The 13,861-nt window shown below is 38.9% G+C and carries 13 protein-coding genes and 1 tRNA gene; 10 read left to right on the forward strand and 4 right to left on the reverse strand.

Features of this window, described 5'->3' with window-relative positions; translation table 11 throughout:
• Window positions 1-23: 23 nt before the first annotated feature.
• Both A7A69_RS14295 and ycaC read right to left on the reverse strand, forming a co-directional pair.
• On the reverse strand, window positions 24-950 hold the full coding sequence (locus A7A69_RS14295; protein ID WP_120370093.1) for a LysR substrate-binding domain-containing protein: 927 nt from the start codon (window positions 948-950) through the stop codon (window positions 24-26).
• 104 nt (window positions 951-1,054) lie between these two features.
• Window positions 1,055-1,684 (reverse strand): isochorismate family cysteine hydrolase YcaC, encoded by a 630-nt coding sequence (ycaC, locus tag A7A69_RS14300; protein WP_152878239.1) that lies wholly within the window; start codon window positions 1,682-1,684, stop codon window positions 1,055-1,057.
• A gap of 283 nt (window positions 1,685-1,967) precedes the next feature.
• Here ycaC and A7A69_RS14305 point away from each other — a divergent pair, with 283 nt between their 5' ends.
• The 3 genes from A7A69_RS14305 (at window position 1,968) to A7A69_RS14315 (ending at window position 5,384) form a co-directional block, all read left to right on the forward strand.
• The gene (locus A7A69_RS14305; protein ID WP_120370095.1) at window positions 1,968-2,852 is read left to right on the forward strand and encodes a pirin family protein; all 885 of its coding nucleotides are present in this window, start codon (window positions 1,968-1,970) and stop codon (window positions 2,850-2,852) included.
• Window positions 2,853-3,263: 411 nt separating this feature from the next.
• Window positions 3,264-4,562: an FAD-dependent oxidoreductase gene (locus A7A69_RS14310; protein ID WP_120370096.1), complete on the forward strand. Its 1,299-nt coding sequence runs from the start codon at window positions 3,264-3,266 to the stop codon at window positions 4,560-4,562.
• Between the two features lie 3 nt (window positions 4,563-4,565).
• Entirely contained in the window at window positions 4,566-5,384 is an 819-nt protein-coding gene (locus A7A69_RS14315) for an SAM-dependent methyltransferase (RefSeq protein ID WP_152878241.1), read from the forward strand.
• A 28-nt stretch (window positions 5,385-5,412) separates the two neighbouring features.
• On the opposite strand, the gene A7A69_RS14320 is transcribed toward A7A69_RS14315, so the two are convergent.
• Window positions 5,413-5,488 (reverse strand) — tRNA-Thr (locus A7A69_RS14320).
• A 228-nt stretch (window positions 5,489-5,716) separates the two neighbouring features.
• Here A7A69_RS14320 and gloA point away from each other — a divergent pair.
• Complete coding sequence (gene gloA / locus A7A69_RS14325) at window positions 5,717-6,247, forward strand: lactoylglutathione lyase (protein ID WP_152878243.1); 531 nt, start codon at window positions 5,717-5,719, stop codon at window positions 6,245-6,247.
• A 113-nt stretch (window positions 6,248-6,360) separates the two neighbouring features.
• Here the strand turns inward: gloA and A7A69_RS14330 are convergent, their stop codons facing one another.
• Complete coding sequence (locus tag A7A69_RS14330) at window positions 6,361-7,254, reverse strand: LysR substrate-binding domain-containing protein (RefSeq protein ID WP_187349235.1); 894 nt, start codon at window positions 7,252-7,254, stop codon at window positions 6,361-6,363.
• Window positions 7,255-7,409: 155 nt separating this feature from the next.
• Between A7A69_RS14330 and A7A69_RS14335 the strand changes: the two genes are divergently transcribed.
• The 6 genes from A7A69_RS14335 (at window position 7,410) to A7A69_RS14360 (ending at window position 13,852) form a co-directional block, all read left to right on the forward strand.
• Window positions 7,410-8,447 (forward strand): cupin domain-containing protein, encoded by a 1,038-nt coding sequence (locus A7A69_RS14335; RefSeq protein ID WP_120370100.1) that lies wholly within the window; start codon window positions 7,410-7,412, stop codon window positions 8,445-8,447.
• 28 nt (window positions 8,448-8,475) lie between these two features.
• Window positions 8,476-9,699, forward strand: a complete 1,224-nt coding sequence (locus A7A69_RS14340) for a 3-hydroxybenzoate 6-monooxygenase (protein ID WP_152878247.1) — start codon at window positions 8,476-8,478, stop codon at window positions 9,697-9,699.
• Entirely contained in the window at window positions 9,696-10,334 is a 639-nt protein-coding gene (gene maiA / locus A7A69_RS14345; RefSeq protein ID WP_152878249.1) for a maleylacetoacetate isomerase, read from the forward strand. Before A7A69_RS14340 ends, maiA begins: the two co-directional genes overlap by 4 nt.
• A 31-nt stretch (window positions 10,335-10,365) precedes the next feature.
• Window positions 10,366-11,067, forward strand: coding sequence for a fumarylacetoacetate hydrolase family protein (locus A7A69_RS14350; RefSeq protein ID WP_120370103.1), 702 nt, complete (start codon window positions 10,366-10,368; stop codon window positions 11,065-11,067).
• Between the two features lie 109 nt (window positions 11,068-11,176).
• The gene (locus tag A7A69_RS14355) at window positions 11,177-12,520 is read left to right on the forward strand and encodes an MFS transporter (RefSeq protein WP_152878251.1); all 1,344 of its coding nucleotides are present in this window, start codon (window positions 11,177-11,179) and stop codon (window positions 12,518-12,520) included.
• Between the two features lie 75 nt (window positions 12,521-12,595).
• Complete coding sequence (locus A7A69_RS14360; protein ID WP_152878253.1) at window positions 12,596-13,852, forward strand: OprD family outer membrane porin; 1,257 nt, start codon at window positions 12,596-12,598, stop codon at window positions 13,850-13,852.
• The last annotated feature ends 9 nt before the right edge of the window (window positions 13,853-13,861 follow it).

Here is a 13,861-nt window from a genome sequence, read left to right on the forward strand (position 1 = left end):
TGGCTATACAATGTAATCTGAGATCAGAGTAGGTAGTAGCCCTTTTGCATATTGGCAAGTGAGCGGATACCACCTACCAATGTCTCAATCAGCTTTTCAACCACCAGACGCTGACCTTTGCGCGATGCATAGACCAATTGTACAATTCCCTGATTAGATTGCCATTCTGGTAAAATATGCACCAGTGTGCCGCGTTCAATATCTTTTTCGACAGTTAAATAAGGTAAGTCAGCAATACCTAAGCCATCACAAACCGCATAATACACCCCAGCCATATCATTACTGCGAATTCGAGGATGAAATGGGAAAATAACCTCTTCTCTGGTCGGAATATGACATAATTGCCAATGATATTCCTGTTTCTGAATACCAATACCAATACACGGAAAGTCATTTAATTGTTGGTAATTTTCAATAGCTTGACCTTTTAGGACAGTTGGTGCTGCCACCAGACAATGTGATGTACGAATGACATCACGTACAATCAGGCTCGAATCCTGAACAGGTTCAAAACTGGTACGAATGGCGATATCAATATCATCATGGAGGACATCGACATGGCGACTGGTCAATTCCAGTTCAATTTCAACTTGAGGATAGGCTTTTAAAAAATTCTTGAGTAATTGACGAATCTGGAACTGCATCATTAATGTAGGACAGCTTATTTTGACTAAACCCTGTGGTTCAGTACGCTGTTGTAATAAGACACTTTTGGCACATTCAACCTGTGCGATAATTTTACAACATTCTTCATAAAATTCCTGACCAAGTGTCGTTACTTTAAAATGGCGAGTAGTTCGTTGAATAAGATTCACTTTGAATTTATCTTCAAGCTCTAAAATACGACGGCTAAGCTTTGACTTGGTAATATTTTCAGCTTCGCTGGCAGCACTGAATCCGCCATGTTTGACGACCAGATAAAAATAATAATAATCATCAAATGAATGCATATTTCAGACCTGATTAAAGCAGTAATATCATTTTTATTAAATATGAAAATGAAATAAGAGTGATTGGCTCACTCTTATTTTTATCATGATATTTGAGTCGAGATTTATTTATTGTCCTGATGAGCAAGTGCAAAACTGGTCATCAAATTACGATAGTCCGGAATATGATTCGAGAATAATTGTCCCAAACCTTCAATATCATTACGCCAGTCGCGATGTAATTCACCTGCTGCACCAAACCATGTCATTAATTGCGCGCCTGACTGTGACATACGATCCCATGCCGCATCGCGTGTTAATGCATTAAAAGTTCCAGAGGCATCGGTAATCACAAACACTTCAAAGCCCTCTGCCAAAGCAGCGAGTGTTGGAAAAGCAACACACACTTCAGTGACTACACCAGCAATAATCAATTGCTTTTTACCAGTGGCTTTCACTGCTTTCACAAAATCTTCATTGTCCCATGCATTGATTTGTCCTGGGCGGGCAATATACGGTGCATCAGGGAAGATTTCTTTTAGTTCTGGAACTAAAGGTCCATTTGGCCCATCTTCAAAACTAGTTGTTAAAATAGTGGGTAAATTAAAGTATTTTGCAATGTCAGCGACAGCTAACACATTATTTTTAAATTTATCTGGATCAATATCCCGAACCAAAGAAAGTAAACCTGTCTGATGATCAACCAATAACACGGCAGCATCATTTTTATCTAAACGTACGTAAGGTTTGCTCATGATTTATCTCCTCTCTTGAGCTTTTGCCAGCTTTAAAAATTGGGCTAGACAAGTTTTCCATGTTAGATGAGCGATGATGAGCATTTAAGAAATTTTATTGGGATAAACAATCATAAAAATAGGATATTTATATTTTAAACAACTGGAATATTTTAAAAATAGAGCGTTCATTTAAATTATTGTCTTATATATAGGACACTCAGTTTTATGTTACGGGTATTACTTCAGTTCAGTTGGGCGTAAAATTTGTACAAATGCTAACCCTACTTAATGAGTAATGGCAATGAAGAATATTCAAGGTATTTATCAAAATAAACATATGCACTGGGTCGGTGATGGTTTCCCTGTCAATAATCTGTTTTCTTATGATCGTTTTGGACAAGCTATCAGTCCGTTTTTGCTATTGGACTATGCTGCGCCTTATGAGTTTAAACCAACCCATTCTCAACGTGGCGTAGGTTCGCATCCACACCGTGGTTTTGAGACGGTGACCATTGCCTATAAAGGTGAAGTCACACATAAAGACTCGGCAGGTGGAGGTGGTACGATTAAAACAGGCGATGTGCAATGGATGACCGCAGGTGGAGGAATTCTGCATGAAGAATTCCATTCTCCAGAGTTTGCAGAGCACGGCGGTTTGTTTGAAATGGCGCAGTTGTGGGTCAACTTACCTGCACATTCAAAAATGACTCCTGCTAAATATCAGGCCATAGAGTCAGATCAAATTCCATTGATCAAATTGGATGATACGGGCAGCTATATCCGCGTGGTTGCTGGTGAATATCAGACAGCACAAGGCGCAGCCACAACATTTAGTCCAGTCAATGTTTGGGATGGTTACTTGACTGCGGGTCAAACCCAGAAGTTTAGTGTTCCTGCTGGACATAATTCATTGCTAGTGGTCATGGCTGGTGAGGTGAAGGTAAATGGCACTCACGAAGTGGGTGAACGTTCAGTTGTGATTTTTGATCAAGCAGATGTCGATTTTGAATTGAGTGCAAACAGCGATGCCAAATTTTTGATATTGACTGGAGAGCCTTTAAATGAACCGATTGAAGGTTATGGTCCATTTGTAATGAACAGCAAAAAAGAAATTGTTGAAGCGATTCATGATTTCAATAATGGAAAATTTGGTCAAATTGGTTCTGAATCTCAACTCAACCACTAACTTGCCGTATATTTTCTAATAAGAAAGCCCTTTATCAAATACGATAAAGGGCTTTTTCGCTGTAATTTCATTATTATCATTTTTAGACGTTAATGAAAATATTTTTTGTGATTTATTTGGCATTTTTGTGACTCTATCTTATCGCAAATAAAAATCATTGTAAAATTTTAGTTAACCATTTGGTTAATTTATCTTATTTTATTTACACAATTTTTTATTTAAAAATGTATTAAAACCGCAATAATTTCAGTCATTTGTTCTAATTAAAAGTGTGATGCAAGTCGCATTATTGTTTGATTATTTTTTATACTATTTCTAAAGGATTTTAAGAAAAACTGGTAGATTTTAATACGGCGTTTTTCATGATCATCAGTCATAATCAAAAAAATTCTCAACTGATGGATCATAATTTTGGATATCGCAATTATCGGTAGTGGAATGGCTGGTCTTGCTACCGCAAGAATTTTAAAAGATGCAGGACATACGGTTACGATATTTGAAGCCCTTTCAGGTCGAGGAATGGATAGCCATAGCATTCAGTTTGAAGGTGGCGTCATTGATGCCCCTCTGCGTGTTATGAATCCTTATTTATGGAAGAATACCCTCAGTCTGGCCACACATCTGGGCATGAAAATGTTTCCAGTTCGTACCTATATGGCATGTAGCTGGTTATTTGAAGATCGTACAGAAACATGGTTGACCACAACACGAAGCCGTATTGGAAATTTTCCAATTATTAATAATAGAAAAGGGATTAAGCAATACGGTTGGCGTTTGGTCAAAGGTATGTTGCAGCTCAAAACTGCGATCAATCAGTTTTTTAAATCTAAAAACCAAGATATTACTTTAGCTGAATTTATTAATCAGAACGATATAGAGGAAGTATTCTGGCATGGTGCAGTGATGCCTGTGCTATACACAATTTGTACCTGTAATCCTAAAACGATTGGAGAATGGCCAGCAAAACCTTTATTGACATTTCTACGTCAATTGACCGATGGAGATGCTTTATTACGTATGCAGGGTGGAACGCCTGCTTTCGTCGATCGTTTGATTGATGGGATTGATATTCGTAGTGGATCAGCGATTACCGAAGTACAAGAACAAGCTGATAAAGTGCTGGTGGTTAATAATCAGGGGGAACAAGGTTTATATGATCGAGTGATCGTGGCTACACCCACTTCCAAAGTTGAAGAATTTTTAAATCCAGAACAATTTGCAGATGATATCGCGATCTTACAACAGTTTCGTTTTGAAGATGGTGATCTTGTTATTCATACCGATACTTCGGTAATGCCGCCACGTCGTAAAGATTGGTCGGTACTTAGCTATATGATGGATCGAAAATTTACTCGTCAGCAATTTACAGTCTGGATGAATGCTGTAGAACCCACATTGGTTGGTAAAAATCCTGTGTTTCAAACATGGCGACCTGTCACAGAAATTGATCCGAAGAAAATTATTTCGACGGTTAAACTGACACGTGCTGTAGTGGATTCAAAAACAGTAGCGTTAAACAAAGAATTGCAGCAACGCCATAAAATGCCGAATCGTAAAGTGTTTTATTGTGGTTCATGGTCGTGTGATGGTTTACCAATTTTAGAATCTGCGGTAACTTCTGCCATGCATATTGCTGAAATTTTCAACGCACCATTACCCTTTGTTGGATTAAAGCCTGAGGTAGAAATCGCGCCTCAACTTGGTTATTAACCGATGAAATTATTCCATGTTTTGACAGCTAAACTTCCTCATAAATACGCAATTAATGCAGCACGTTTGGGGGATACGCGGAGTCTGGCATGGAGTAATCTAGGATATTGGGAAAATACGACAGATTATAAAACTGCATGTTGTCAATTGGCAGATCAATTAGCAAATGCAGTTCAGTTAACCGCAAAAGATCAGCTAATAGATGTGGGCTGTGGACAGGGAGCCAGTTTGCAGCACTGGATTGAAAATTATCATGTGCAACATATCAGTGCTGTAGATATACAAGCGAATCATATCCAGCAGATTCGGCAACAATTACCGCAGCTAGATCATATCCAACAAGGTTCATTTTTAGATTTAAATCAGCTTTATTTACCAGAAGCTTTTGATGTCATCTTATGTATAGATGCCGCCTATCACAGCGATTTAAATTTATTTTTAAATGCAGTAGAGCCTGTTCTACATGCACAGGGTCGTTTGGGTTTTCATTATTTGGTGCTATCGGAAAAATGGCAGCAACTTTCTGTATTACAAAAACAAAAATATTATTATCTTCTCAAGGCTGCTGACGTCGATCTCAATCATCTTGGCTCGCTGCAAATGACTCGACACCAACTTGAACAGCATGGGTTTACCAAGATTGAAAGTATAGATCTAACCGAATTGGTATTTGGTGGTTTTGCCAGATTTATTGCTTCAAGTGACAATCATAAAATGGCAGATTTAGCGCAATTAAAAATACAAGCGACAGCAAAATTGTGCAATTACTTAAATCAAGAAGGGATCATTCGTTATATGCAAATCAGTGCAGTGAAAAATTAAAAAAGAACATTTTATAATAATAAAAAAATGGTGCCGGCACACGGATTCGAACTGTGGACCTACTGATTACAAGTCAGTTGCTCTACCAACTGAGCTATGCCGGCAACGTGGCGTGAATTTTACCTAAGCCAACAAAAAAAACAAGTCTAAAAAGCGTATTTGTTGGAAGATTAAACAGTAAATAGATAAAAAAGCTTCGCAACTGGTTTCTCGAAAGAAATGTGTATTTATGAAACCATTCTCTGATCCAGATTGGATTTGAGTTTGTTGATGCGTTAAAGTTTCAATATCTTCAATTATTTCTCTACCAAAACTGGATGAGGCAACATCTTATGGCATTACATGATTTATTGAGTAAATTTAATCTCCCGACATCTGAAGATCTCCAAACCAAAGATTATGTGTTTAATCACACTATGATTCGGGTTAAAAACTTGCAAGATTCGATTCAATGGTATGCCAAAGTTTTAGGTTTTGTTCCTGTATATGAGCAGGTTTTTGATGAAGCTGCATTTACTATTGTTTATCTGGTACGCCGTCACTTGAGCGAGATTCCTGAAAATGATATTGAGCGTAAACAATGGGTTTTGAGTCAAGCGGGCGTGTTGGAACTGACACTGAATCATGGCACTGAAAATGACCCAGATTTTCACTATCATAATGGTAATAGTGAACCACGTGGTTTTGGACATTTGTGTGTATCGGTTCCTGATGTTGTAAAAGAGTGCGAACGTTTTAAACAGCTTGGTGTAAATTTTCAGAAACGACTGAGTGATGGTCGTATGAACTATGTGGCATTCATTAAAGATCCAGATGATTACTGGATTGAAATTTTACAACCGACACCTTTACTGAGTGCCTAAGTAAAAAGGGGGAGGTAAATTATTTTTGTCCTCCCTTTATGACCCTAATTGTATTGCTAATTTTATTTAAAATTCTGATAGATTTTCAATCTTGTTAAAAACGATATGTATTATTATTCAGAAAAAAGCTGAAAACAAACTTGTCTAAGCCACTGATTATTTGGCATTTTATGTACGCGCGCATGCCAGTGCTGTTTTACAGCATATTTAGGAAATGGATAGGGTGGCTCCAATATTTTTAAATTGCCTCTGACTAAAAGTAACTGACTAAGATAATGCGGAATCGTCGCAATTGCATCGGTATCTTGCACCACCAATCCAACCCCTAAATAACTTGGTAAACGTAATAAAATATTGCGATTTACACCGAGTTTTTGTAATTCGTGTTCGAGTACATAGTGTCCGCCCGTTGCAAAAATATCGATATGTAACTCTTGACGAAACTCTTCATCCGTTAGTGCTGTTCCCGTTAATCTTGGATGATCCTGACTGGCAATACAGACATAGCGCTGCTGAAATAAAGTTTGCTGATAGAAACCAGCTTCTAACTGTGGTAAGAAGCCAATTGCCAGATCAATTTCACCATTCGACATGAGAACAGGAGTCTCAGCAGTAATAGGTACAATTTCCAGACGAATATTGGGTGCATGTTCGCGTAAATAATTGATCAGCTTGGGCAATAAAACTAAATGACTAATATCAGTCATACTGATTCTAAATTGGTAATTTGAAGTTTTTGGATCAAATTCAATATTGTAACTTTGCACAAGTTTGAGTCGATTAAGAATTTCAACGACTAAAGGATAAATTTGTTTGGATAATTCAGTCGGCTGCATTTTATTTTCAACCCGAACAAAGAGTTGATCCTTAAAATGTTCCCGTAATTTATTCAACGCAATACTTAAGGTCGGTTGCCCAATATCCAATTGTTCAGCTGCTTTAGATACGCTGTTATGTTTATAAATTTCAAAGAATATTTGCAAGAGTCTGGTATCTAAATCAAACACATGAAACATCCTTGTATTGAAAATATCAATACAGACTATTGTTTTTTGTGCATGGATTCAACAATTTTCGATTGTTACATTGATGATCAAGGAAGAATTGACTCAGATAGCTCACAAAATTGTGGTGCTGTTGAGCAGTAAAAAGAGGATCAGCAATGGAACAGTTAGCAACACTGGATGACTTGCCAAAACGTTATCTTGGTCAACTTGAAGAATCAAATCTTGTGCCTTTATGGCCTAGTTTACGTAATGTACTACCACCACATAAACCGATGCCTCAGACATTGGCAACTGCATGGTATTTTAAAGATATCAAGCCCTTGCTACTTGAAGCAGGTGAATTAACGCCGATTGAAAAAGCTGAACGTCGCGTATTGGTTCTCGCCAATCCGGGGCATGGTCTTGAAAATATGAAAGCCAGCTCAGTGATGTATCTTGGCATGCAGCTTTTGTTGCCCAAAGAATGGGCTCCATCGCATCGTCATACGCCGAATGCAGTTCGTCTGATTGTAGAGGGTGAAGGGGCCTATACAACAGTCGAAGGTCAAAAATGTGTGATGGAACATGGTGACCTCATCCTTACCCCTTCAGGACTTTGGCATGAACATGGTCATGATGGTGATGAACCTGTGATTTGGCTAGATGTCTTGGATTTACCATTGGTGTATTACATCGAAGCATCCTATGTACAACCAGGTGAACTCCAAAAAGTGGTAAGTGCGGGTAATGCACATTTCTATGGTGCAGGTATTGTGCCAACGACTCATTTTATCCGTGAAAATGCATCTTACCCAATGATGCGTTATGCATGGAAAGACACCAAAAAAGTTCTGCATGCATTGGCAGAAGATCAAAATCATCAAGCACCGATACAGGTCGCTTATGTAAACCCAGAAACAGGACAAGATTGTCAGAACATTATTGGTTACTCGGCTTTAATGCTCAGACCAAATGAAACTGTACAACTACAACCGCGTTCAACGGCTCAGGTTTTTCATGTAATTGATGGTCAGTTGCACATCAAGATGGACCAAAAAGAGTTTAGTTTGAGCAAAGCAGATACCTCGTGTGCACCTTGTTTTTCGCATATTGATTTAATCAATACCTCAGATCAACCCTGTTATCTGTTTATTGCAGATGAAGCACCATTACAACGGAAATTAGGCCTGTATTCAGTTCGTGAACGTCACTGAGCAGAATACTTTATAAGGATATAAAATCATGTCAAATACTCAACAACAACCGATTTTAATTGCTGGTGGTGGCATTGGTGGATTTGCAGCAGCACTTGCATTGGCAAAACAGGGCTTTAAGGTACAGGTATTTGAACAAGCCCCAGAAATTGGTGAAATTGGGGCAGGAATCCAGCTTGGTCCTAACGCATTCCATGCATTCGATGCACTGGGTATCGGCGAGATTGCTCGTGGCAAAGCAGTCTATACCGACTATATGGTCATGCATGATGCAATTGATGAATATCAGGTGGGTAAAATTCCAACAGACGAAAAATTTCGTGAACGTTTTGGCAATCCTTATGCGGTGATCCATCGTGCTGATATACATGGTTCATTGGTGGAAGGTGCAAAAAAATATGGCAATTTAGAAATTATTACGAATTGTCAGATTCAGAACGTTGAACAAGATGATTCAACAGTCACCATTACTGATCAGCATGGCAAACAATATCAAGGTCAGGCGTTGATTGGTGCAGATGGCGTCAAGTCAATTGTACGTGAAACTTTTGTTGGCGATCCAGCACTGGTGACGGGGCATGTGGTTTATCGTGCTGTAGTGCCTGAGAGCGAATTTCCAGAAGACTTAAAATGGAATGCGGCCAGTATTTGGGTAGGGCCAAATTGTCATCTTGTACATTATCCATTGCGTGGTGGTAAAGAATATAACGTCGTTGTAACGTTCCATAGTCGTGAACAAGAGCAATGGGGCGTAACCGATGGCTCTAAAGAAGAAGTACTGTCGTATTTTCAGGAAATTTGCCCGAAAGCACGTCAACTGATTGAATTACCAAAAAGCTGGCGACGTTGGGCAACCGCAGACCGTGAGCCGATTGGCACATGGACATTTGGTCGTGTGACTTTGCTTGGTGATGCTGCACATCCAACCACGCAATATATGGCGCAAGGTGCTTGTATGGCGATGGAAGATGCGGTGACTTTAGGCGAAGCATTACGTATCAACAATAATGATATTTTGAAAGCATTTGAAATTTATCAAAAGGCACGTGTAGCCCGTACGGCACGTATTGTTTTGTCCTCGCGTGAAATGGGCAAAATTTATCATGCCGCAGGTGTGAAGCGATTGGTGCGTAATGATTTGTGGCGTGATCGTCCTACTGAGCGCTTTTACGATGCAATGGAATGGTTATATGGCTGGAATGTCAAAAACTGTCTGGATGCGGTAAAAAACAATCAAGGGCATGCCGCATGAAATTGCACAGTTTCTTCCGAAGTGGTACTTCACACCGTACCCGCATCGTATTGAATTTAAAAGGATTGGTCTACGATGCAGTCTATGTATCACTGGCCAAAAATGAACATCATCAAGCATCTTTTAAGACATTGAATCCGCAAGGTTTTGTGCCTGTACTAGAAGCAGGCTCTGATACTCTGCTACAAAGTCCCGCCATCATTGAATGGTTAGAAGAGCAGTATCCTGAACCTGCTTTATTGCCCGCAGATGCAATAGGGCGCGAAAAGGTTCGTGCCATAGCCGCGATGGTGGGGTGTGATATCCATCCTCTAAACAATAAACGTGTGTTGGAATACCTACGTCAAAATTTACAGTTTGATGATGCACAGATCAATGCATGGTGTAGCAGATGGATTCAAGATGGATTTAGCGCATTAGAGCAGATTTTGGTAGCAGATAAACAGCGCGACAAATTCTGTTATGGCAATCAGCCCACCATTGCAGATGCGTATTTGATTCCACAAGTGGTTTCAGCCCAACGTTTTAATGTCGATTTATCGGCTTATCCTCAAATTAACGAAATTTATCAACATTGCATGACGCTATCTGCGTTTCAAAAGGCTGCGCCTGAACAACAGGCAGATGCACGCTGATTCGCAACTTAATTATAAAAGGAATATTACGATGTCATTTATTTTTCAGCCGATGACCACAGCAGGTCTATTTATTCATGGTTCAGAACATAAATTTCCTGTACGCCGTGTGTATTGCGTAGGGCGTAACTATGCAGCACATGCACGTGAAATGGGTTTTGATCCTGATCGTGAACCTCCTTTTTTCTTTTGCAAACCAAATGATTTGGAATCGATTGTTCCTGTCAATCAGGATGCTGTCGACATTCCTTATCCGACTGAAACGTCAAACTTTCATTATGAAATTGAGCTGGTTGTAGCAATTGGTAAAGATGCTAAAAATGTTTCAGTCGAAGATGCTGTCAATTATATCTATGGCTATGCCGTAGGTTTAGATATGACTCGCCGTGATTTACAAATGGGAATGCGTGAAAAAGGTCGTCCGTGGGAAATCGGTAAGGCTTTTGACTTTTCTGCTCCAATTGGTCCAATTCATCCAATTGCACAAACGGGTGAAATCAATCAAGCCGATATTCATTTAACTGTAAATGGTGAAACCAAACAGCATAGTGATGTAAGTCATCTCATTTGGTCTGTGGCAGAAACCATTGCCAATTTATCCAGTTTATTTGAGCTAAAAGCAGGCGATCTGATTTTTACAGGAACACCAGAAGGGGTGGGCGCTGTAGTCAAAGGAGATGTTATGCGAGCGAAAATCGCGAGTCTGACTGGAATCACGGTCAATGTGAAATAAATTAATTTGATCTGATTTATTTGAAGGTGCTCAGCCTAAACAATAAATATAGCTGAGCATCATTGCTAAGGAATGCATATACGCCAATTAATTGGTGCAAGGAGCGATCATGTCTCAAAACGCATTAGACGTACAAAGTTTTATTGATGAAATACCACTATCAGCGCTACAAAAACGCATCATGTGGCTCTGTTTTTTAATTGTTGCGATTGATGGTTTTGATACCGCCGCCGTCGGTTTTATTGCCCCAGCACTTAAGGCTGAATGGGCGTTGCAGGCAACCGACCTCGCTCCTTTATTTGGTGCAGGTTTATTTGGGCTGATTGCAGGCGCATTAATTTTTGGACCATTGTCCGACAAACTCGGTCGTAAACCTATCTTAATTGGTTCAGTGATCGTATTTGGTTTAACCAGTATTTTTGCTTCTTTTTCACCTGATTTGCATACATTAATTGTATGGCGGTTTCTTACAGGCTTAGGTTTGGGTGGAGCCTTACCCAATGCAATCACATTAACCTCTGAATATGCGCCGACATCTAGACGTTCTAATCTCGTAACACTCATGTTTTGTGGTTTTACCGTCGGTTCTGCTTTAGGCGGGATTATTTCTGCTCAGTTACTGCCACATATTGGCTGGCATGGAATTTTGTTGATAGGCGGTGTAATGCCCTTAGCAACAGTCCCTTTCTTATATTTTTTATTGCCTGAATCAATTCGATTTTTAGTGCTTAAAAAGAAAAGTATTCAGAAAATTGAGGACATTATCCGTCGAATTGCACCTCATTTAACCACTATTCCAACATTGGTTCCAACAATCAATGAGGTAGAAAAATCAAGTTTAAAAGATTTGTTTAGCAAAGGCTTCGCTTTAGGAACATTTTTAATCTGGTTTACCTTTTTTATGAGCTTACTGATTATTTATATGATTTCGAGCTGGATGCCAACCCTGTTGACCAATGAAGGTTTTAATTTATCAAATGCATCATGGTTGACCTCAATTTTTCAAATTGGTGGAACCATTGGAGCCATTATTTTAGGTCTACTCATGGACAAAATGGATCCTACAAAGATTTTGAGTACAGCTTATGTATTTGGGGCGATTTTTCTGGTGTGCTTAGGGTTTGGTATCCAGCATACCAATACCATTTTATTAATGTTTGCAATGTTTGGAGTGGGTGCAGGTATTAGTGGGTCTCAAGTTGGTGCCAATGCCTTTGCATCAAGCTTTTATCCAACACATTGTCGTGCAACAGGGGTGAGTTGGGCCAATGCTGTCGGTCGTTCAGGATCAATTGTAGGTTCTGTCATGGGGGGATGGTTAATGTCACTCAATCTATCTAGCTTTCAAATTCTAAGTATTTTAGCTATTCCTGCACTCTGTGCGGCAGTTTCATTGCTATTGATTAACCACCTGAAAAAATCACGATCACAAGTCCTCACGACCTTTAGTTAAAACCCTTTTCAATTTTATAAAAATCTATCTCTGTGCCAATGGATGGCACAGAACTTTGCAAATGGAAGATGTGTTATGTTTGCTTTTAAATCTCAATGCTTTCCGATTTCTGTCTTTTTAATCTTGGGCGCTTGTAGCTGTGTGCTTCAAGCTGCAGAAATTAATCAACCCATGACAGATGAATGGAAATTTACTCTGAAAAATGCCTATATAAATCGTGACTATGACAATGAATTGCTAAAGGATACAGGAAGTTGGTCTCAGGCTGCATCTTTATTCTATAAATCAAAGATGCATGATACACCTCTAGAAATTGCAGATTTACCAATCACAATTGGCGCAGACGCATCAGTACAGTATGCAGTACGTTTAAGCTCTGATAAACATGTGGCAGATACAGTATTGCCGTTTGATCAGCAAAGCCAATCGCAAGCTTCGGACTTTTTAAAATATGGTGCAACTCTAAAGCTAGGCTATGACAAAACGCTATTGAGTATTGGCGAGCTTTGGTTAGATTTACCTGTAACCGCTGTTGATGCAAGTCGACAGTTATTGGCATCTTATTGGGGAACGAATTTAAAGTCCCAACTCACCGATCAGCTTTATGCTGAAATTGGTCGAGTAGAAAAAGTTTCACCGCGTAATGAAGAAGATTTTAAAAAATTCTCTTTCACCTCAAATGGGTTGACCAAAGAATCAGATGGTTTGAACTATATTGATCTGCGCTACCAATTCACCCCAGCATTTAAAGCCGAATATTACTTTGGTAATTTAGAAGATCTATATAACAAACATTATCTTGGTTTAGAGCATAGTTGGAAGCAATCAGACTTTGCATTAAGCTCCAAATTTAAATATTTCAATGCAAAAAATGATGGCAATACTTTCGATATTGATGCTCAAAATCTGGGCTTACTCGAAACGGTTAAAGTAAAAAACCATAGTTTTGGTTTAGGCTATCAACAAATTATGGGGCAGTCGGCCTATCCTTTACCTGATGGTTTTTTACCAGAAACATATTTTATTAACTGGAATGCCACAGGTTTTTTTAAACAAGATGAAAAATCTTATCACTTTATATATGGTTATGATTTTAAAGATTATGTTCCAGGCTTGAATGCAACGATAAAATATGTGTATGGCGATCATTTTAAAACGTCTAAAGGCGAACAAAATAAGGAAAGTGAAGCAAATTTAATTCTAAATTATGCTTTTCAACAGCCGTACTTAAAAGGTTTAGCCTTACAGTACATTCGTATTGATTATAATGTGAAGCATGGCAACGACTTTGATGAAGATCGATTATTTGTGAATTACACCAAGAAATTTTAATTTTATACC

This window comes from Acinetobacter guerrae (assembly GCF_009372255.1).
GTDB lineage: Bacteria > Pseudomonadota > Gammaproteobacteria > Pseudomonadales > Moraxellaceae > Acinetobacter > Acinetobacter guerrae.